We start from the raw sequence: 19,496 nt of genomic DNA, 5'->3' as shown, positions 1-19,496 counted from the left end.
TTAGCGCATGAACCGTCATTCGGGGCTCGACCGTTCGCGCGCGGGCGCACTGACGCGCTGACGCATACAAGCAACGAGCCCCGATCGGTCATTCCTCGCGCTATTCCGGCCGCCGCTTTTCCCGCTGCGTCTCCTCCTGCCGCTTCTCCTCCTGCTTCTCCTGTCGCCTTTCCTGCACATTCCCTGCCGCATTTACTCCGGATTTCCCACCGATGGTCCCTGGCATCGCCCGGCTCTGAACTGTCACGCTCAGACACGTGTGCGCGACATGCATTCATTCCGGAAGTTTTTACGCCACTAGCGATAGAATCGAGCCCGTCAGCGAAAGCGCGATGCAAGTCTGCGCCGCCGGGCCAGGCGACCGGGCGCGGCGCTATTCGATCCACACCGCGACAGCCCGTCACGATAAACAGAGACCAGCTCACCCATGACTTCCAACGGATCGGCGGAATCAGGCGCGAACAATCCGGCGACGGCTTTGCCAAGCCACTCGTCGTTTCCCATCGTCGGTATTGGCGCATCGGCCGGGGGCGTCCAGGCGCTGATCCAGTTCTTCGAGCACACGCCGCAAAACATGGGGATGGCTTTTGTCGTCATCCTTCATCTGTCGGCCGAATACAGCAGCCACGCGGACGAAATCCTTCAGCGCTCGACGGGGATGGTCGTGCAGCAGGTCACCGAGGCCACCGCGATCCTCGAGAATCATGTCTATGTGATCGCACCCGGTAAGCAGCTCTGGATTTCGAACGGTCATCTTCACGTTGGCGATCGCGAAACGTCGATCGGTGTCACGGTCACGATCGACCAGTTCTTCAGAACACTCGCAAACGCACACGGCGAGCACGCCATCGGCATCGTGCTGTCGGGAACGGGGTCGGACGGCGCAGCGGGACTCAGCGAGATCAAGGGACGCGGGGGCATTGCGATGGCCCAGGAGCCCTCCGACGCCGAATACCCCGAGATGCCGCAGCACGCCATCACGACGGGGCAGGTCGATATCGTGTTGCCGGTCACCGAGATGCCGCAGAAGCTGCTGGACCTGTGGAGCAACGCCCAACGCATTTCGTTGCCCGTTTCGGTGGCGACGGAGCCGTCGGAAGAACCCCACGAACCGCCGCGAGGCAACGCGGAGCGCACGCTGCAGGACATCCTGATGCATCTGCGCGTGCGCACGGGGCACGATTTCCGGCACTACAAGCGTGCGACGGTGCTGCGCCGCATCGAGCGGCGCATGCAGGTGAACGGCGTTCGCGATCTCGACGGATACCGCAATTTCCTGCGTGTGACGCCTGACGAGACGACCTTGTTGCTTGCCGATATGTTAATCGGCGTGACACAGTTCTTCCGCGATCGTGATGCGTTCGATGAGCTGCAACGCTCGGTGATTCCGGGCCTGTTCCGTTCCAACACAGGCGAGTCGCAAGTCCGGGTGTGGGTCGCCGGCTGTTCGACCGGTGAAGAGGCCTACTCGCTTTCGATGCTGCTTGCGCAGGCGCGCGAATCTGCTGCGTCGGCCGCTGCGATACAGATTTTCGCCACCGATATCGACGATGTCGCGATCGCACGTGCGCGAACGGGGGCATACCCGGCTTCGATTTCGACCGATGTGCCGCACGATTTGCTCAGGCGTTTCTTCACGCAAGACGGCTCGCGCTTTCTGATCGCCAAGACGATACGCGAGCGCATCCTGTTCGCGACGCACAGCCTGCTGCGTGACCCGCCGTTTTCGCATCTCGACCTGATTTCGTGCCGCAACGTCATGATCTATCTCGATCGTGCGGTGCAGCGTCAGATCCTCGAGCTGTTTCACTTCGCGTTGCGACCCGACGGCCACTTGTTTCTGGGCACGGCCGAATCGGCGGATGCGGCCGATGACCTGTTTTCCATCGTCGACAAGAAGAACCGTATCTATCGGGCCAAGACCGTGATCAACAGGAGCAAGCCGTCGGTCGGGTTTCCGTCGCTGTCTGCCTCCGCGGCGCCGTTGTTGGAGGAAGTGCCGCTGGTCGGTGCGCCGGTCGCGCTGCCGCCGATCAGCGAGCGCCGCAACTTCTCGTTCTCGGCCTTGCATCAACGCGTGCTCGAAGAATATGCGCCGCCGAGCGTGATTGTTGACCGGGACTCCCGGATCGTTCATCTGTCCGATACGGCCGGACGCTTTTTGCGCCATGCCGGCGGCGAGCCGTCGACGAACATCATGGAAGTCGTCGTGCCCGAGTTGCGGCTCGATTTGCGTACGACGCTGTTTCGCGCGCTGCAGACGGGCGTGAGTGTCGAGGCCCGGCGCGTCAAGATGGATCAGGAGGGTCGCACGACGTGGGTCAACATGATCGTGCGACCGTTTCATGATCCGGGCGTCAACGCGGATTTCTTCCTCGTGCTGTTCGACGAAGTGCAGGAACGCATGACCGAGGAAAGCGAAGCGGAGGCCAAGGGCGATGACCCTGTGCTGATCCAGCTCGAGCATGAATTGCAACAAAGCCGCGAGCAGCTGGCGACGACCATCGAACAGTACGAAACCTCGGTCGAGGAACTCAAGGCATCGAACGAGGAACTTCAGGCGATCAACGAGGAATTGCGTTCGGCCACCGAAGAACTCGAGAGCAGCAAGGAAGAGCTGCAGTCCGTCAACGAGGAACTCACGACGGTCAACGCCGAGCTTCAGGCCCGCGTCGAGGATACGGCGAAGGCCAACGACGACTTGCAGAACATCATTGTGTCGACCGAGATCGCCACGGTATTCGTCGACAAGAAAATTCAGGTCAAACGATTCACGCCGAGCGCGACAAGCATCTTCAAGCTGATCGAGACCGATCTTGGCCGCTCGCTGTTCGATATCACGCACTCGCTGCTGCATCCGACGCTTGCGGAAGATGTGCAGGAGGCGTTCCAGTCGCTCAAGCTCATCGAGCGCGAGGTGCAGAGCCAGGACGGCAAGTGGTATCTGATGCGGCTGCTGCCGTACCGTACCGCCGACGACCGGATCGACGGTGCGGTGCTGACGTTGATCGACATCACCGCGCGGCACGAAGCCGAAGAGCAGGCGCGCATCGGCGAGCAGCGCCTGAGGCTCGTGGCGCAATCGACGGCAGACTACGCGATCATCGTGCAGGATCCGTCGGGGTGCATCGTGACTTGGAACGCCGGAGCCGAACGCATTTTCGGGTACACCGAGAATGAAGTGGTCGGCAAAAACATTTCGCTGATCTATACGCAGGACGATCGCCAGGACAACCTTCCCGAACGCGAGCGGCAGACCGCGGCTCGAGACGGGCGCGCGGATGATGAGCGGTGGCACGTTAACAAGGATCATCGGCGCGTCTATTGCAGCGGCGTCGTGACACCGATTTCGGACGCGTCGTTTACGGGCTATGCCAAGATCGCGCGCGACATGACCGATCGCAAGCAGCAGGATGACGCACGCGAAGATGCGCTTGCGCACGAGCAGACGGAGCGCGAAAAGGCGTCGCGGTCGAGCCAGCTCAAGGATGACTTTATCGCCGTGCTGTCGCACGAGCTCCGGCACCCTCTGAATCTGATCGGCATGAAGGCCGAGATGTTGCCTCGCTTGCCGGAGACGCGCGGCGTCGAGTCGGTTCGCGAAGCGGCCCAGCAGATTCGCCGGGCCGTTCATAACCAGGCCCAGATCATCGACGATCTGCTCGACCTCTCGCGCGTGCGCACCGGAAAGGTATCGATCGAGCGCAGTGAAGTCGACCTTGCCGCGATGCTGCGTTCCGTCGCCGACGTCTACCGCGCCGATGCGCAGGCGCAGGGGATCGATATCGACGTGGTCGGCGCGGATGCACCGGTGATCGCCTACGGCGATCCCGTGCGTTGCGAGCAGATCCTGTGGAACCTCGTGTCAAATGCGACGAAGTACTCGCACGACGGCGGCCGGATCGAACTGCGTTTGTCGAATGAGGGCGCGATGGTGCGGGTGGATGTGATCGACACGGGCGAGGGGATCGAGCCCGCTGAGCTCGAGCATGTGTTCGACATGTTCCGCCAGGGACCGCGGTTACGCTCGAGTTCGGGTCTTGGCATCGGCCTCGCGCTCGTCAGGCAACTCGTCGAGATGCATGGTGGGCGAGTGGCAGCCCATTCCGAAGGTGCCGGCCGCGGGACGATGATGAGCGTATGGCTGCCGGCGATGGCGCAGCCTGATGCGGCTTTACTTCGCGCCCCAACGTCGGCGCACCCGCTCGAAGGCATGCGTGCGCTGATCGTCGAAAGTGACCGCGAAGTGGCTTCGGCATTGGCGCGATTGCTGGAACTCGAGGGCGCTGAGGTGGTGGTCGCACCCAGTCGCAGCGATGCGCTCGACCTGCTTGGCGCGGCGGAGCAACGCCCATTCAACGTGATGGTCGCCGAATTCTTTCCGCATATCGTTGAAACACGCGATTTTGTGCGAAATATGCGCGGCGATCCGCGCTTTGCACGCCTCAAGACAATCGCGGTGACCGACTCCAATCGGGCCGATGAACGCCGGGCGGCGTTCGAAGCCGGGTTCGACGCGCAGATGGGCAAGCCGGTCGACGTGTCGCGCCTGCTTCACGTGCTGGTCGATCTGACCGCGGACGATAGCGCGCCGGGCTAGCCGGGCGCAGGCGCGTTGATTGCTGCCCTCCTGGAATGGGAGGGCACATGAAACCAAGAGATCTCGTCCTGATCGGCGGGTCACGCGGATCGTTTTCCGTTTTGCGGGCGCTGGCCGAACAATGGCCCGTTGATGTCGCGGCGGCGATCTGCGTGGTGTTGCACATCGGGCGCCACGATAGCGTGCTCCCCGAACTCATGACCCGGTGGGGGAACCTCCCTGCGCGGCACCCCGTTGACGGAGAGGCACTGCAAGCGGGCACGGTCTATGTCGCGCCGCCTGACCGCCATATGGTCGTCGACCACGGCCACTTCCATCTCAACGACGGTCCCGCCGAAAACTTCGCACGTCCGGCTATCGATCCCCTGTTTCGTTCGGCGGCGCCGTATTACGCGCAGCGCGTGGTGGGCGTAGTGTTGAGCGGTGATCTCGATGATGGCGCCGCGGGCCTTGCCGTGGTCGACGCTCTCGGCGGATACACGATTGTGCAGAACCCCGACGAGTGCGAAGCGCCTTCGATGCCCCGTGCAGCGATCGCTTCAGCGACGGTGGACAATGTCGTGTCATCGCATGAGCTATCGCGCGCCATTCTCGACGCGATAGGAGGTGCAGCGCGTATGAACCCCGAATCTCCCAGGAAGAGCGACGAACTCGACGTCGAATTGCGTCTGGCGGGCACGAGCATTACCGACCCTGAGGCGCTGGATCATATCGGTGAGCGCTCGACGCTGACGTGCCCGGATTGCGGCGGTGTCCTGTGGCGATTGCTTGACGACTACCCGCTACGGTACCGCTGCCATACGGGGCACGCCTATTCGGCGCTGTCGCTCGACGAAGGGCATTCGAAGACGCTCGAGAACACGATCTGGGCGGCCATTCGCGCCGTCAACGAGCGCATCGCATTCGCGCATGAACGCAGGAAATGGGCGCAGCGGACGGGTGATCGGGACGAAGCCGCCCACGAAAGCACTCGAATTGACGAAGGCGAGCAACTCGCCGCTCTGCTGCGCGGGGCGCTGGGCGTGCGAAACGCTCAGACTTAGCACGCGCGGTTGTAGCGTTCGGCATCGAGCGTGGAGGTTCGCGGCCGCTGATCAGGATGCCTCCGGCGAGCCGCGCGAGCGCTGGCAGCGCGGATCGGCGGGCCTCAAGCGATCGCTTCAATGTCGCCGCCCCGAGGCAGTCGATCATGTAATTCGGTTCTACGCCGCGGTGCGAAGTCCCGAAAACCGAAGTCTTCACTATCACGCAGACCCGCGCCGGTCTTTATGCGCGCAATTCATTCATTCGCTCGATGATTTGGGTACATCGATTGCTCTGCAGCGGAATGAAATCGCATCGTTCTGCGTTTGGCATGGAATGGGTGCCGATTTCGACGCATGAATCGGCGTACCCGCGGGTCTCGACCCCAATAACGCCGGAATGAAACCAACGCCAGGCATGGCAACGCGTCGCGACGTCTGCAGGGTGACTCACCCGCGATGCCGCGGTGACCTCGCTGAACGCGCAAGCGCGACAGCAACGCGGTCATGCGCTTGCCGGCGCTGCTGAAGACGACGAGGATGGTCTATGTATCACGTATCGACGAAGGATGAGAAGCGTCTGTATTGGTGCCGGTTACAGTACGCAACCGAGATCGCACGCCATGCGTCAGCCATCGTCAGTACCTTGTCGCTCGATACCCGCGGGCACGAGCTTGATCTGGCGGTCAAGGCCTTCGAGCATTGGTACGGACGCAGTGACCTCGGTCACTTTCTGGCCTTGCTGGCAGACCGTCTCAAGACGAGCGGTCATATCGAGCGTGCCGAGAGTGTGTGGGCGCGATGGCGTCTCGAAACCGCGAAAACGCCGTCTCAGGCAGCACGGTCGGGCGGTGCCGGCAAGCGCGCTCCGGCGCCCGTGCCTTCGGCGAGCACACTGGATCCTGCGCTGAACAATCGTCTGTCACGCGTGGCCGGCTGAAGTCGGCGCAAAGCACGCGTATCCGCACCTACACGTGATGCGCGCTAATACGAGCGCGAGTCCTTCCGCGAGCGTCGTCAATCGGGTGGCTTTCCTGGCTTGGACGACGTACACCGCTATCCGCTGTCCGCTACTGCGCCGGTGCAGACGTTGGCTTGCGCCGTTTGTCCTGGCTCATCACGAGCGCAAGCGAACCCGAGAGGATCTGCTTCGCCAATGCATCGTCATCGACCGAGCGCGCCAGCGTAATGGCGCCAACCACGGTCGCTATCAGCGCCAGTCCGCGTTCCGCATCCTCGATACCCGCGGCTTCAGCGATGCGTGCTGCGAGCATCTGCGTGTACCGCGAGAAGAGCCCCTTGATCGCATCGTTTGAGTGGCGCGCTTCACCCGCCAGCGAACACAACGCGCACCCTTTACCGGGGTTGTTGAGGTGGCGCTCGCTCAAATAACTCGATGCGACGGCTTCGAGCGGTGATTTCCCGTTCTTCTCCGCGTCACGGATCGACGTTTCGATTCGTGCGTCACCCTCGGCGATCGCACTTTCGAGCGCCGCCACGATGAGCGCGTCACGCGATTCGAAGTGTGCGTAGAACGCCCCATGCGTCAGTCCCGCCGCCCGCATGCAATCGGCGACGCCGAGTGAATCGATCCCGTCTTCGCGAATCTTCCGCGCCGCCACGTCGAGCACCCGCGCGCGGCTCTCCGCCTTTTGCGCCTGTGAATAGCCCATGAGTCCGCTCCCGTCCCGCTTGACAATCTAAATGATGCTCATCATACTGAAAATGTGCATGATGATCAACATGCAGAATTCGGTGAGGCCTTATGGCACGGCGCTCTGCGCGATGCAGATGTCACGGCCACAATGGCCGCACCGATTCCGACCCACGTTTCGTGGCCGCACTCGATAAGGCGGCCCCATCGAAGGAGAAGGACAATGCGTTTCCAGGACAAGACGGCCCTCGTGACGGGCGGGAATAGCGGAATCGGCCTCGTGACCGCGAGAATGTTGCTCGCCGAAGGCGCGCGCGTGGCCATTACCGGTCGCGATCGCGCGAAGCTCGACGCAGCGGTCGAGGAACTTGGCGGCAACGTGCTCGCCATTCAGGCGGACCTTGACGATCCGGCGGCGGTCGACGCGGCGTTTCGCCAGATCGGCGACGCGTTTGGTTCGCTGGACGTGGTGTTTGCGAATGCCGGCGTCTCGGGCCCGACACCGCTCGGTGGCACGACTATTGAAGCGTTCGAGCGGATCTTGCGGACCAACCTGACCGCCGTCTTCATGACGGTTCAGGCAGCACTGCCGCTAATGCGCGAAGGCAGCGCGGTCGTGCTCAACGGCTCGATCATGCGTGATCTCGGGTCGCCGGGCGCCGCGGCATACGCCGCAACGAAGGCGGGCGTGACGGGCATGGCGAAGGTGTTCGCGACGGAACTCGTCGGACGCGGCATTCGCGTGAACACGGTGATTCCGGGCGGCACGCGTACGCCGATCTGGACACGCGGTGCGCGCGCCGGCCAGTCGCTCGACAGCACTGAAGCGGCGTTCTCGGCGGCAATCCCGATGGCACGTTTTGCCACGCCCGAAGAGGTCGCGGCGGCGGTGTTGTTCCTGGCATCCGATGATGCTTCAGGCATGACGGCCGCCGAGATTGTCGTCGACGGCGGCACGGTCGGCGCACCGTTCGGGGCACCGGCGTTCCGCAAGAAGTAAGCGCTTCAAGGTGCGGCCGGCGTCGGTCTCACGACGCCGGTCGCATGAGGGCAGGCCCAGCAGGCGATTGCTTGGGTCCGGTCACGTAAAACCCATCTCTAACCCGGAGCCGGTCACCCGGAACAAGCCCCTTACTTCTTGTCCCAGCTCACGAGGTTCTTGTCCTTCGCATCGGCGACGAAGATGGCGAGCAGTTTCGCGGGTTCGGTATCGCTCGCGTTCTCGCTGACCTTGTGATGCACGCCGGGGACCTCGGTCCAGCTTTCTCCGGCGTGATAGACGCGCGTTTCGCCGTCGTTGACCTGGCTGCGGATCGCACCTTGAATCACATAGCCGACGACGAAGGCCTGGCCGTGACGATGTGACGGCGACTTGCCACCCGGCGGGTAGTCGACCACGATGGCCGTCATCGTTTTGCCCGGGACATTCGCGATCGGGTACTGAAACGCGGGTGCGATCGTTTCGCGCGGTGCGGCCGACGGTGTCGACGTCGCGGTCGAGGTCGATGCCGACGCGGCGGCTGCCGTCGCATCCGCTGCGTGGGCAGGTGCCGGTGCGATGACGGCGATCGAAGCCGTCAACATGCAGGCCATCATGGCCGTCAAAGCAAAGCGTTGGGAATTCATGGTTTAACTCCTTGAGTGCGTTAAATCAGGTGCGTGTGTTCGGGTGCGCCTGATTGCGTGGGGCAGATCCGCCTCGGCGATCAGGCATTTGAATTGAGGTCGTCGGGATGGGATGCGCTTGTGGAGCGCATCCAGGAATCCGGTGACCCGCAGCGATCTCAGGCTGTGGTGCTCTCCGTGGCATCGAGCTTTTCCCGCTCTTCTGCCGCCCATTGCGATGCGACCGCATCGAGCTCGGCTTTCGCGCGAATCAACGCGGCCTCGCGAGCCGCGGCGTCTGAAAACTGGAGCGGCTGTGCGTCGACGAACGTCGGCGCATCGACACCGATAAAGCCAAACGCCGCCTTGAGTGCTGGCGTCAGTGCGTCCATCCCGGCGAACACATTGCCCGGGCGCAGATCGGCACCTCGTGTCGTAATGAAGAGCGTCTTTTGCGTGTTGAACTGTCCGACGATGTTCCCATCGGGCGTCATTTTGTAAGTCAGGGCCGGACGCGTGACGACATCGATAAACGCCTTGAACGCCGACGGCATCGACCAGTTGTACATCGGCATCGCGAACACGAAAGCGTCGGCCTCGAACATGCGCGCGCAGAGCGCGTCGGAATCGGCCAGACGCGCTTTCATCTCGTCCGTGCGGTCTTCGGGCGCGCGATAGGTTGCGACGGCGAAGGCTTCGTCAACATGGGCGGGCGTGTCGACCGACACGTCGAGGTAGTCGATCTCGAGATCGACGCCCTGATCACGCAGGCTTTGAATGAAATGGCGGGCGAGTGCACGGGAATTCGACTTGTCACGCTTCGCGCTCGAATCGACATGGAACAGTTTCACGGCGGGCTCCTTCATCAGACTTTTTCGTTGCCGCACATCGATGCGGCCGTTGCAGGGTGTCCGGAATGAAAGGCGCGTGTTCGTGCCGCGTGTTCCGGATGTTCTTTCTTAACTACGACTCGTTGTGTCGTAGTTAAATGGTACAGAAAGTTTCAACGCATCTCAAGATGAGTTTGATCACGTCAAATCGTCGGGTGAATCGAGCAAGGCGGGGCCTGAGTGGCGCCCCGGTGATGCTTCCGTTGTGCTCGGTAGCGCGTCCGACATTGCGCTGCGCGGTGCTTGAATGGGACTTTAGTGACTGCGGGGCGATGCCTCAACGATGTCTCGGCGACGCACCCGATGTGCCCCGATGCTGCTTCAGCGGCTTCAAGCGGGCATCTTGCGGAACGAGATCGCAAACCGGTTCCACGCATTGATCGCCGACACGAGCAGCGTGAGGTCGACGAGTTCGGCTTCCGTGAAATGCGGCTTGACGGCTTCCCACACGGCGTCGGGCACATGATCGTGCGAGACGAGCGTCAGCGCTTCCGTCCATTCGAGCGCGGCACGCTCGCGTTCCGTAAAGAAGGGCGTTTCGCGCCAGACGACGACCGTGGCGAGCCGCCGATCGGTTTCGCCGCCCTTGCGCGCATCGGCGGTGTGCATGTCGACGCAGAACGCGCAGCCATTGATTTGCGAAGCACGCAGACGGACCAGATGAGCGAGCGCATGTTCGATCGACGACTTTTCGATCGCCGCTTCGACGGCCATCAACGCTTTGATTGCTGCGGGGTTGGCCTTATAGAAGTCGAGACGTTGTTGCATGGAATTCTCCAGTTGGGTCACGCGATGAAGCTAGATTAAGGGAGACCGCGGCCTTTCGAAATAGCCGATTTGTCACTATCTCAGGTAACCACATCGCGCGAACTGCGGGGGCAGGAATGGAAGATGCAGCGCGCCGGGATACACTAGCCACTATCTTCAACGGTCATCGGCGTCGTCGAGCGCCGACAGCGCCTTTGCGGCGACGACACAGGGAGTATTCAAAGCGTGCAGCCCTCCGGTTCATTGGCAAACGACCTGCCGCTGCCCGTACGGAACTTTGCAGCAACGCATCGTATCTTGCTGATCGTGTTTGCCGCGTCGGTCCTCGTGCCGTTCGTGTGCTTGTGCGGGTACGGCTATTTCGATTTCCAGCGGCGCGTGGCGGATGCGAACGACGTCATCGACCGGCTCGCCCGCGTTGGCGTCGAGCAGGCGGTCAAGGTCATGGACCTGAACGAGGAGATCGGTTCGCGCATTATCGACATCCTTGGCGATGGCGGGGATGCGGCCATCCGCGCCCGCGAATCAGTGCTCCATCGTCAGATGAATGACATCGGCGGCGGCTATCCGCAAGTCGCCGCCATTTCAGTGCTCGGCGTCAATGGAGAACTGCTGGCGAGCAGCCGGTTCTATCCCGCACCGAATGTATCGATCTCGCAGCGCGAGGATTTCCGCAAGGCGCGCGCGAGCCGGCCGCACCCGTACTATTCGCTGCCCTTGCTCGGACGTCTGACGGGCCTGGTCGTGTTCAACACGGCAATGGGCCGGACGGCGGGCAATGGCGATTTTCTCGGTGCGGTCATGATCGCGCTGCGCCAGGACTACTTCACCGCGTTTTACTCCGACCTCGCTTCGAGCAACGAGGCCTTGCTGATCGGGCTCTACCGTGACGATGGCGGAGTGCTGGCTCGTTACCCGGAAGTCAAACCGGGCATCAATCCGTCACACAACACAGCGTTTTACCAGGCGCTTGCAAGCGGGGCGAAGAGCGGTCACCTGCGCATGCGTTCGACGGTCGACGGTGTCGAGCGTTACCTGTCCTATCGTCGTGTGGGCGATTACCCCCTCTATGTGACGGTCGGCTATGCGCGCTCGGCGATCTTCGCCCAGTGGTGGCCGCATCTGATGATCGTGTCCGGACTCACGGCGCTGCCGTGCGTCGTGGTGTGGCTGCTGATCGTGTTCTCGCTGCGCCGCTTGCGCGAAGAGCAGCGTGCCTGGGAGCGCTGGCAGTCGGAAGTGGGTCTGCGCCTGTCGGCCGAGGCCGCGAGCCGGCATCTGCAGCGCATGGGTGCGCTGGGCAACCTCGTGGCGAACGTCGCGCACGACTTCAATAACCTGCTGATGGTGGTCGCGGCCAATATGTCGCTTGTGCGTCACAAGGGCTTCAGCAATGCCGAGCCGGAAGTGCTGGCGGTCGAGCGTGCGGCCGCCAATGCCGAGACGGTCGCCCGGCGTTTGCTGAGCGTTGCGCGCAAACAGCCGCTCAAGCAGGGGCCACTCGACCTTGCGACCTGGTTGCCCGCCGCCGCCGGGCTTCTCCATACGTCCGTCGGGCATAACATTCAGATGCGTGTCGATGTGCCTCGCGATATCTGGCCCGTCTTTACGGATGCGACGGAACTGGAACTCGCGCTGATCAACGTCGCCGTCAATGCGCGCGACGTGCTGCCGCCGGGCGGACGATTCGACATCCAGTGTGAGAACCTTCATGTCGACAACGATGCCGCCGATCTGAGCGCGGGCGACTACGTCACCATTGCGTTGACCGACAGCGGCGAAGGGATGCCGGCGCACGTGCGCGAGCGCGCTTTCGAGCCGCTGTTCACGACCAAGGTCGTCGGGTCGGGTACGGGGCTTGGCCTGACGCAAGTGCTCGCCGCGTGCGAACAGGCTGGCGGGACCGCGCGGATCGAAAGCGTCGTGGGTCAAGGTACGACAGTCAAACTTTATCTGGCCCGGTATCGGGGGAGTGATATGGCGGCTTCGCTGCAGAAGAGCACCTCGCAGCACGACGAGCAACGCGCCGCGCCGGCGAGTTCAGTGCTTGTCGCCGAGGACAATGCCGAAGTCGCGGCGGCTGTGACGGCGGTGCTCGAAATGTTCGGATGCCGCGTACAGACTGTATCAAGCGGCGACGAAGCATGGCGCACGCTCCAGACGGGCGCGGTCTTCGATCTGGTGTTGTCCGATATTCAGATGCCCGGCAAGCTCAACGGCATCGACCTTGCCGAACGCGTGCGCGCCGCGTATCCCGATCAGAAGATCGCGCTGATGACGGGATATGCCGACGAGCTTGGCCGCGCCGAACATCTGCATGTCCCTGTCTTGCCCAAGCCGTTCGATATCGACGAACTGCGCGCGTTGATTCCCGAGTAGCGGCCCGTTCAATGGCCCTGCGCGTACGGGCCTGCGCGCGCAATCAGTGCGGTCTCGAGCAAGTCGACTTCGCGAACGAGCTTGTTCAGCGTCGCGTCGTTGATTTTCTGTGTCGCGTGCATGTCGAGAAACACGCCGCGTTGTGCCTGCATGGCCGCAATCCGCAAACGCAGCTCGAGTGCTTCATCGCGCGAAGCCTCGCCGGTTTCGCGGGGTGACTCATCCAGCACGGCAAGCCGGCGTTCGTACATGTCGACGACGCGCGATGCGACCGCGTCGACATGGTCGAATTCAGCGAGAGAAGGATCTTGTGCGGCGCGCCGCTGCTCGACGGCGATCGCCTCGATTGCGGCGCGAGCCGCGATGCGTCGCGCGCGACGCTCTTCGTCGGCATGCGGATCGGCAAATCGCCGCGTCCCGCGAAGCAGCAGCGGCAGCGCGATCACGGCAACGACGATCGACATCAGGATCACGCCGGCAGCAATAAAGATGGCGATATGACGCCCCGGAAACGGTGTGCCGTCGGCCCGCGCGAGCGGGAGTGAGAGGACGCCGGCCAGCGTGACCGCACCGCGTACGCCGGCGACGGTCATGATGGCCGAGAAGCGGGTGCCTGGCACTGCATTGGCGACCCCTTGCCGCGCCGTGCGACGTGCGGTCAATCTGCGCAGCAGTGCGACCCACGCAAATCGAACGAGATACAGCGCGATCAGCACAGCGAACACATCGCCGATCAGAATGCCGACCTGATCATGGCCCTCGGCGTGACCTTCCTCGAGCGCGCGCCCGATGATCTGCGGAAGCTGCAGGCCGAGCAGGATGAACACCATTCCGTTGAACACGAATTCGATCATCGACCATGTGCTCGCCGTTCGCACACGTGCCGCGGCCGTCGTGGCACGCGTGATTTGCGTGAAGTTCATGGCCATGCCGGCGGCGACGGCCGCAAGCACGCCCGACCAGCCGAAGTGTTCTGCGCACAAATATGCAGCGAAGGGAATCATGACGGTCATCACGACGCCGGGCGCCGGATCGGCGGTCGCGGAGGCGTCGATCACGCGTGCCGACAGCAGGCTAAAGGCCCAACTGGTCACGATGCCCGTGACGATACCGCCTGCGGCGATCACGACAAAGCTCAGCGCAGCGTCCCTCAGCGAGAAGACACCCGTGACTCCGGCAGCAATGGCGAACTTGAGCGCGACGAGTCCCGACGCATCGTTGGTGAGCGCTTCGCCTTCGAGAATGTGCTTGAGCTGCACAGGAATGCGCCGTTGGCCGACGATGCCGTTAAGTGCGACCGCATCGGTCGGAGATAGCACGGCCGCGAGCGCGAATGCGATCGGCAGCGACATCGTCCGCACGAGCGCATAGGCGAAGAGACCCACAACGACGACCGTCACGAGCACCAGCCCGAGCGCAAGCATGCCGACGGCGTAGCGATGCATAAACAGTTCGCGCTTTGGAATGCGCCAGCCGTCGGCGAACAAGAGCGGAGGAACAAACAACAGCAGGAAGATTGCCGGGTCGAACATGACATGCAGTCCGAACCCCGGCCACGCGAGCGCGGCGCCGATCGCAATCTGTACGAGCGGGAGAGGCAGTTGGATGGGGAGCGCGCGAATACGGAAAAAGATCCCGGACACCGCGACCGCGACAATCAGGATCAGGACGGTGAAAACGGTCTCCATGCGATCGATCGGGCGCGGTGGCGAAGTGACGCACACGATAGCCGCATCCGCGCGCCCGGGCAATGCGAGGGTTCCCGCACACGCATTGCCCCCGGGACGGAACTCAGGCCTAAAGGATAAAGCCCGTATTGACGAACTTCGACGTGTGGTCGTTGATCATCGATTCGAGCAGGGCCTTGCTGCCTTCCGTCTGCTTGGCGGCAATCATCGAGCGGATCGAGAACGCGCGCAGCGCGTCGGTCACCGACAGCGTGCCTTCGGCCGAATCCTTGCGGCCTGCGAACGGGAACACATCGGGGCCGCGTTGGCACTGGCAGTTCAGGTTGACGCGGCAGACCTGATTGACGAGCGGATCGACGAGCTTGCCGATCTCGACCGGATCATTGCCGAAGATGCTGACTTGCTGGCCGTGGTCCGAGGTTGTGACGTAGTCGAGTGCGGTCTGGACGTCGTCGAAAGGCGTGACCGGGATGATCGGGCCGAATTGCTCCTCGCGATACAGCTTCATGCCTTCCGACACCGGGTACACGACGGCCGGATGGAACAGCGTCTTGTAGAACACGCCGCCGCCTTGCTGCTCGTTGACGACGCGAGCGCCCTTGGCTTTTGCATCGTCGATCGCATCCGTCATGTATTTCGTGCGATGCATGCCGGGCAGCGGGGTGATGTTGACGCCCTTTTCCCAGGGCATGCCGATCTTGAGCTTTTCAAGTTCTTCGGTGAAGCGCGCGAGGAACGCGTCGACAATCGACCGATGCACCAGCAGCATCTTGAGCGCGGTGCAGCGCTGGCCGTTGAACGACAACGCGCCGAGCAGGCACTCCTTGACGGTCAGTTCGAGATCCGCGTCGGGCAGCACGATCGCCGCGTTCTTGGCGTCGAGGCCAAGAATCGCGCGCAAGCGATTCGACTTCGGGTGCTGCTTTTTCAGATGGTCGGCGACCTTGCTCGAACCGATGAGCGCAAGCACGTCGACTTTGCCCGATGCAAGCAGGTGCGGGACGACCACAGCGCCTGGCGCATAGATCGTGTTGATCACGCCCTTCGGGAACGCCGTACGGAAGGCTTCGAGTAGCGGATGGAACAGCAGCGTGCCGTACTGGGGCGGCTTGAACACGACCGTGTTGCCCATCAGCAAGGCGGGGATCAGTGTCGCGAACGTTTCGTTGAGCGGGTAATTGTAGGGGCCCATGCACAACACGACGCCGAGCGGCGTGCGGCGGATCTGCCCGATCGAGCCCTCGGCGATCACAAAGCGCGAGTTGTTGTTGTCGAGTTCCTTCAGCGCATCGATTGTCTGAAGCATGTAGGTGACGGTGCGATCGAACTCCTTGGCCGAGTCCGCGTAGCTTTTGCCGATTTCCCACATGATGAGGTTCACGATGGTCGTACGCTGCGCGACCATCTGCTTGATGAAGTCCTGCATGCAGCCGATACGCTGCGCGACCGTCATCGTCGGCCACTCGCCGCGGCCCGAATCGTAGGCGCGTACCGCCGCATCGAGTGCGCGATCGCTTTCGACTTCGCCCATGACCGGATAGCTGCCGATCTCGACCTGTTCGGCTTCTCCGTTCGGCCCCGGCACACAGACCGGCGACAGCACCGTCTTGCACTGACCGTCCCAGCGTTCGAGTTCACCCGCCACCAGCGAGACGCGTTGGTGAATCGGCGCCCCGAGGCGCGCTTCGGGCGGGATGTCGTCGAGTGACGGAAACAACTGCTTAAGGCGATCGACGGCGTTTGCCGGCATAGCGCTCTCCTTGAAGTGAGCCGTTTTAGAGGGTCATTTTGCGCATCGTACCCCGGGATCTGTGTAATTCGCATTTCGCTCTGCCCACAGGCATTTCGCTCCCGCTGGGCGCATTTCGTCGCAAACCGGTGTCGGGGCAGGGGGCCGATTGTCAAAATCCGCCCCATCGAATCGTCATTGCACTGCTGGCTCCCACCGAACAAGGAGAATCGCCATGTTTTCAGAATTGTTTCAACATGCCCCGACCTGGGTTTGGGTCGTTCTCGTGATGCTGATTGCTTTCGGCGTCAGACAGCTCTCGGAACAACGCCGGACCCTGCGCCGGGCCGTGACGTTGTCGCTCGCCATGGCGGGACTCTCGTTGTACGGCGTGTCAACGACGTTTCAAGGCGAGCCGCCCGCTCTCGGCGGCTGGATGGTCGGCGCTGTCGCGGTGCTTGCCCTGGCCCATATGATCAACGCCTGGGGTGGCATCCGATGGTCACACGTCGAGCGCTGTCTGATCGTGCCAGGTAGCGCCATGCCGTTGGTCTTGTTCCTGAGCCTGTTCACAATCAAGTTTGCGGTCGGCGTCATGGTCGCCACGATGCCGGGGCTGATTCATCAAGCGCTGTTCGATTCGGTCGTCGGTCTCTGCTACGGAGCGTTCAGCGGCGTGTTCCTGAGCCGCGGGCTCTCGATGTGGCGTGCGGCTCGGGTGGCCGGCGCGACGCAGGCGGCTTATTGAGGGTGAGCAGTCTGCCGCCGTGACTTGCCCGATCGATCCATCGATGGAAGGCGGGTGACCGGGCAGATGGTCGGTGGTTGGTGTGCTCCTTACGGCTGTTCAGCCCCTTCGAGTTCTGTTATTACTGCGACGGCGTGACGGGTTCCGGCCCGTCACGCCGTCCGACACCTGATGCAACCCACGATGAACCCGTCCAACTCAGGCGTGCCCACGATGTCAGACGTTCCCCCGTCGGCAACGCCGTCCGCGGCGCAGACCCGCGCTTCACGCATGCAGTCGGTCCGCCTCTGGCTTTGGCGCGAGCTGCGGATCAACCTCTCGATCACGGTCGTGACGGCCGTGTTGTTTGCGACCGCCTTCCGCCAGTCGATCGCGCTGAACCTCGTCTATTCATTTTGTATTGCGACGTCGATTCAGGTGTTGATCGATCTGGGCCGGACCACGATCGGGTGGTGGTTGCGCCGCAACCGCATTGACGTTGCCACCACCGGCAACACACCGCGCGATCGCATCGCCGAGACGGCGCGCCGCTGGCCGGGATGGGCGTTTATGGGCCCGTGGGTGACGTTCGCGTCGATCACGGGATGGTATATCGGCGAGCGTATCGGCGACCGGATTCTTGGCATGTCGCGCGTTTCGAATCTCGCCATTGGTGAACCGCGCCTCTTGCTGTTCACGCTCGTTTGCGTGCTGTCGATTTCGCTGGGCCTGACGTACTTCTTTTATGTGCGAGGCAGGCTCGCGTCGACCGAGGTTCACGCGGAGGCCGCGATGCGCTCGGCGGCCGAGAACCAGCTCAAGCTCCTCGTGTCGCAACTCGAGCCGCATATGCTGTTCAACACGCTGGCCAACCTGCGCGTGTTGATCGGTCAGGACCCGCCGCGTGCGCAGGCGATGCTCGATCACTTGAACGGCTTTTTGCGCGCGACACTCGATGCATCGCGGGTCGATACGCATGCGTTGTCGGCCGAATTCGACCGCATTGCGGACTATCTCGAACTGATGAAGGTCCGCATGGGACCGCGTCTCCAGGATTCGCTCGAGTTGCCGGCCGCGCTCGGTGCATTGCGCGTGCCGCCGTTGTTGCTCCAGCCGCTCGTCGAGAATGCGATCAAGCATGGGCTCGAACCCAAGGTGGCTGGCGGGCGTATCACGATCACCGCGGATCGCGACGGTGACACGCTGGTGCTGACTGTGCGCGATACGGGCGTCGGGCTCGAAGAGGCCGGAAGATCGCGTGGTTTGCATGCGTCGGCCACAACAGGGTCGCGATTTGGCCTGAGCCAGGTCCGCGATCGTCTCGCGACCTTGTATGGCGAAGCGGCATCGCTCGAACTTCGTGACGCCGACGACGCGCTCGGCGGCACCGTCGCGACGGTGCGATTGCCTGCCGAGGATGCGCGCTGAGCGACGCGTTGAGCCTGCATGGCAGGACGTGTGCAGTAGTGCATACGCGCGAGATGGATCACAGGTTATCGATTGTTTTTTTGAGTGATTTCGTATGAAAACCACGGCGTTGATCGCAGAAGACGAACCGCTGCTCGCTGCCGCACTGCAGGCGGAATTGGCGCGGCAGTGGCCGGAACTGGAGGTGGTCGCGGCCGTCGCCGACGGGCAGTCGGCCGTGGATCGCGCGCTGGAACACCGCCCCGAAGTCGTATTCCTCGATATCCGCATGCCCGGGCTCAGCGGGCTCGATGCGGCCGAAGCGCTGGCCGAAGATTGGCCGGACGAAGTCGGGCCTTTACCGTTGTGCGTTTTCGTCACGGCTTACGATGAATATGCGGTACGGGCTTTCGACCATGCCGCGATCGACTATGTCCTCAAGCCCGTGGTGCCTGAACGGCTGGCGAAGACGTGCAGCCGCTTGCGCGACGCGCTCGAGGCTCGCAGAGCTGCCGCGCACAGCGGCTCAGGTGATGGACAAAACCAGCCGCAGCAGAGACAGGGCGTGTCAGCAGGCGCGTTCGACGACATGACGGTGCGGCTGCGCGCGTTGCTCGCGGGCACGCCAGGCATGACCGAACCGCTGCGCGTGATCCAGGCCGCGGCCGGAAACACGATCACGATGATTCCGGTGGACGAAGTGGTGTATTTCGAGGCGGCGGACAAGTACGTCCGGGTCGTCACGGCCGACCGCGAGCATCTGATTCGATTGTCGCTGCGCGATTTGCGCGACCAACTCGACCCGGCGCGTTTCTGGCAGATCCATCGCGGCACGATTGTGCGGGCCGACGCCGTGGCCAGCGCCGTGCGAGACGAGGCGGGCAAGCTCTCGCTCACGCTGCGCGGGCAAGCCGATCGCCTGACGGTAAGCCGGCTTTACGCGGATCGCTTCAAGCCCATGTGATCGGGCCGGCTGGCGGGCGGCGCGGCCGCTCAAACGCCCGGCGCCGCTGAGCAGCGGCTCGAC

Annotated in this window: 14 protein-coding genes; 8 read left to right on the top strand and 6 right to left on the bottom strand. The window is 62.9% G+C overall.

What is annotated here, in order from left to right; genetic code table 11:
* The first annotated feature begins 427 nt into the window (after window positions 1–427).
* The 3 genes from ACMFWR_RS22500 (at window position 428) to ACMFWR_RS22490 (ending at window position 6,562) form a co-directional block, all read left to right on the top strand.
* Entirely contained in the window at window positions 428–4,600 is a 4,173-nt protein-coding gene (locus ACMFWR_RS22500) for a CheR family methyltransferase (protein WP_413196904.1), read from the top strand.
* A gap of 47 nt (window positions 4,601–4,647) precedes the next feature.
* Window positions 4,648–5,643, top strand: coding sequence for a chemotaxis protein CheB (locus ACMFWR_RS22495; RefSeq protein WP_413196903.1), 996 nt, complete (start codon window positions 4,648–4,650; stop codon window positions 5,641–5,643).
* 526 nt (window positions 5,644–6,169) lie between these two features.
* The gene (locus tag ACMFWR_RS22490; RefSeq protein WP_413196902.1) at window positions 6,170–6,562 is read left to right on the top strand and encodes a hypothetical protein; all 393 of its coding nucleotides are present in this window, start codon (window positions 6,170–6,172) and stop codon (window positions 6,560–6,562) included.
* Window positions 6,563–6,692: 130 nt separating this feature from the next.
* Here ACMFWR_RS22490 and ACMFWR_RS22485 read toward each other — a convergent pair whose 3' ends face one another.
* Complete coding sequence (locus ACMFWR_RS22485) at window positions 6,693–7,295, bottom strand: TetR/AcrR family transcriptional regulator (protein WP_413196901.1); 603 nt, start codon at window positions 7,293–7,295, stop codon at window positions 6,693–6,695.
* Window positions 7,296–7,499: 204 nt separating this feature from the next.
* Here ACMFWR_RS22485 and ACMFWR_RS22480 point away from each other — a divergent pair, with 204 nt between their 5' ends.
* Window positions 7,500–8,276: an SDR family NAD(P)-dependent oxidoreductase gene (locus ACMFWR_RS22480; protein WP_413196900.1), complete on the top strand. Its 777-nt coding sequence runs from the start codon at window positions 7,500–7,502 to the stop codon at window positions 8,274–8,276.
* Window positions 8,277–8,407: 131 nt separating this feature from the next.
* Here ACMFWR_RS22480 and ACMFWR_RS22475 read toward each other — a convergent pair whose 3' ends face one another.
* The 3 genes from ACMFWR_RS22475 to ACMFWR_RS22465 all read right to left on the bottom strand — a co-directional run bounded on the left by ACMFWR_RS22475 (window position 8,408) and on the right by ACMFWR_RS22465 (window position 10,539).
* Window positions 8,408–8,860 (bottom strand): cupin domain-containing protein, encoded by a 453-nt coding sequence (locus ACMFWR_RS22475; protein WP_413197322.1) that lies wholly within the window; start codon window positions 8,858–8,860, stop codon window positions 8,408–8,410.
* Window positions 8,861–9,060: 200 nt separating this feature from the next.
* Window positions 9,061–9,732 carry an FMN-dependent NADH-azoreductase gene (locus ACMFWR_RS22470; RefSeq protein WP_413196899.1) on the bottom strand — a complete coding sequence of 224 codons (672 nt, stop codon included), beginning with the start codon at window positions 9,730–9,732 and terminating at the stop codon, window positions 9,061–9,063.
* A gap of 369 nt (window positions 9,733–10,101) precedes the next feature.
* Window positions 10,102–10,539: a carboxymuconolactone decarboxylase family protein gene (locus ACMFWR_RS22465; protein WP_413196898.1), complete on the bottom strand. Its 438-nt coding sequence runs from the start codon at window positions 10,537–10,539 to the stop codon at window positions 10,102–10,104.
* A 225-nt stretch (window positions 10,540–10,764) separates the two neighbouring features.
* Between ACMFWR_RS22465 and ACMFWR_RS22460 the strand changes: the two genes are divergently transcribed.
* Entirely contained in the window at window positions 10,765–12,918 is a 2,154-nt protein-coding gene (locus ACMFWR_RS22460) for a response regulator (protein WP_413196897.1), read from the top strand.
* Between the two features lie 8 nt (window positions 12,919–12,926).
* Here the strand turns inward: ACMFWR_RS22460 and ACMFWR_RS22455 are convergent, their stop codons facing one another.
* Together ACMFWR_RS22455 and ACMFWR_RS22450 are read right to left on the bottom strand one after the other, a co-directional pair.
* The gene (locus tag ACMFWR_RS22455; RefSeq protein WP_413196896.1) at window positions 12,927–14,606 is read right to left on the bottom strand and encodes a Na+/H+ antiporter; all 1,680 of its coding nucleotides are present in this window, start codon (window positions 14,604–14,606) and stop codon (window positions 12,927–12,929) included.
* Between the two features lie 109 nt (window positions 14,607–14,715).
* Window positions 14,716–16,356: an NADP-dependent glyceraldehyde-3-phosphate dehydrogenase gene (locus tag ACMFWR_RS22450; protein WP_413196895.1), complete on the bottom strand. Its 1,641-nt coding sequence runs from the start codon at window positions 16,354–16,356 to the stop codon at window positions 14,716–14,718.
* Between the two features lie 148 nt (window positions 16,357–16,504).
* Here ACMFWR_RS22450 and ACMFWR_RS22445 point away from each other — a divergent pair, with 148 nt between their 5' ends.
* The 3 genes from ACMFWR_RS22445 to ACMFWR_RS22435 all read left to right on the top strand — a co-directional run bounded on the left by ACMFWR_RS22445 (window position 16,505) and on the right by ACMFWR_RS22435 (window position 19,433).
* Complete coding sequence (locus ACMFWR_RS22445) at window positions 16,505–17,083, top strand: DUF6622 family protein (protein WP_413196894.1); 579 nt, start codon at window positions 16,505–16,507, stop codon at window positions 17,081–17,083.
* A gap of 213 nt (window positions 17,084–17,296) precedes the next feature.
* Entirely contained in the window at window positions 17,297–18,490 is a 1,194-nt protein-coding gene (locus ACMFWR_RS22440; protein WP_413196893.1) for a sensor histidine kinase, read from the top strand.
* A 94-nt stretch (window positions 18,491–18,584) separates the two neighbouring features.
* Complete coding sequence (locus tag ACMFWR_RS22435) at window positions 18,585–19,433, top strand: LytR/AlgR family response regulator transcription factor (RefSeq protein WP_413196892.1); 849 nt, start codon at window positions 18,585–18,587, stop codon at window positions 19,431–19,433.
* Window positions 19,434–19,496: the final 63 nt, after the last annotated feature.

The organism is Pararobbsia alpina (assembly GCF_965118125.1).
Classification (GTDB): domain Bacteria; phylum Pseudomonadota; class Gammaproteobacteria; order Burkholderiales; family Burkholderiaceae; genus Pararobbsia; species Pararobbsia alpina_A.
This window is presented reverse-complemented; position numbering and strand designations above follow the sequence as displayed.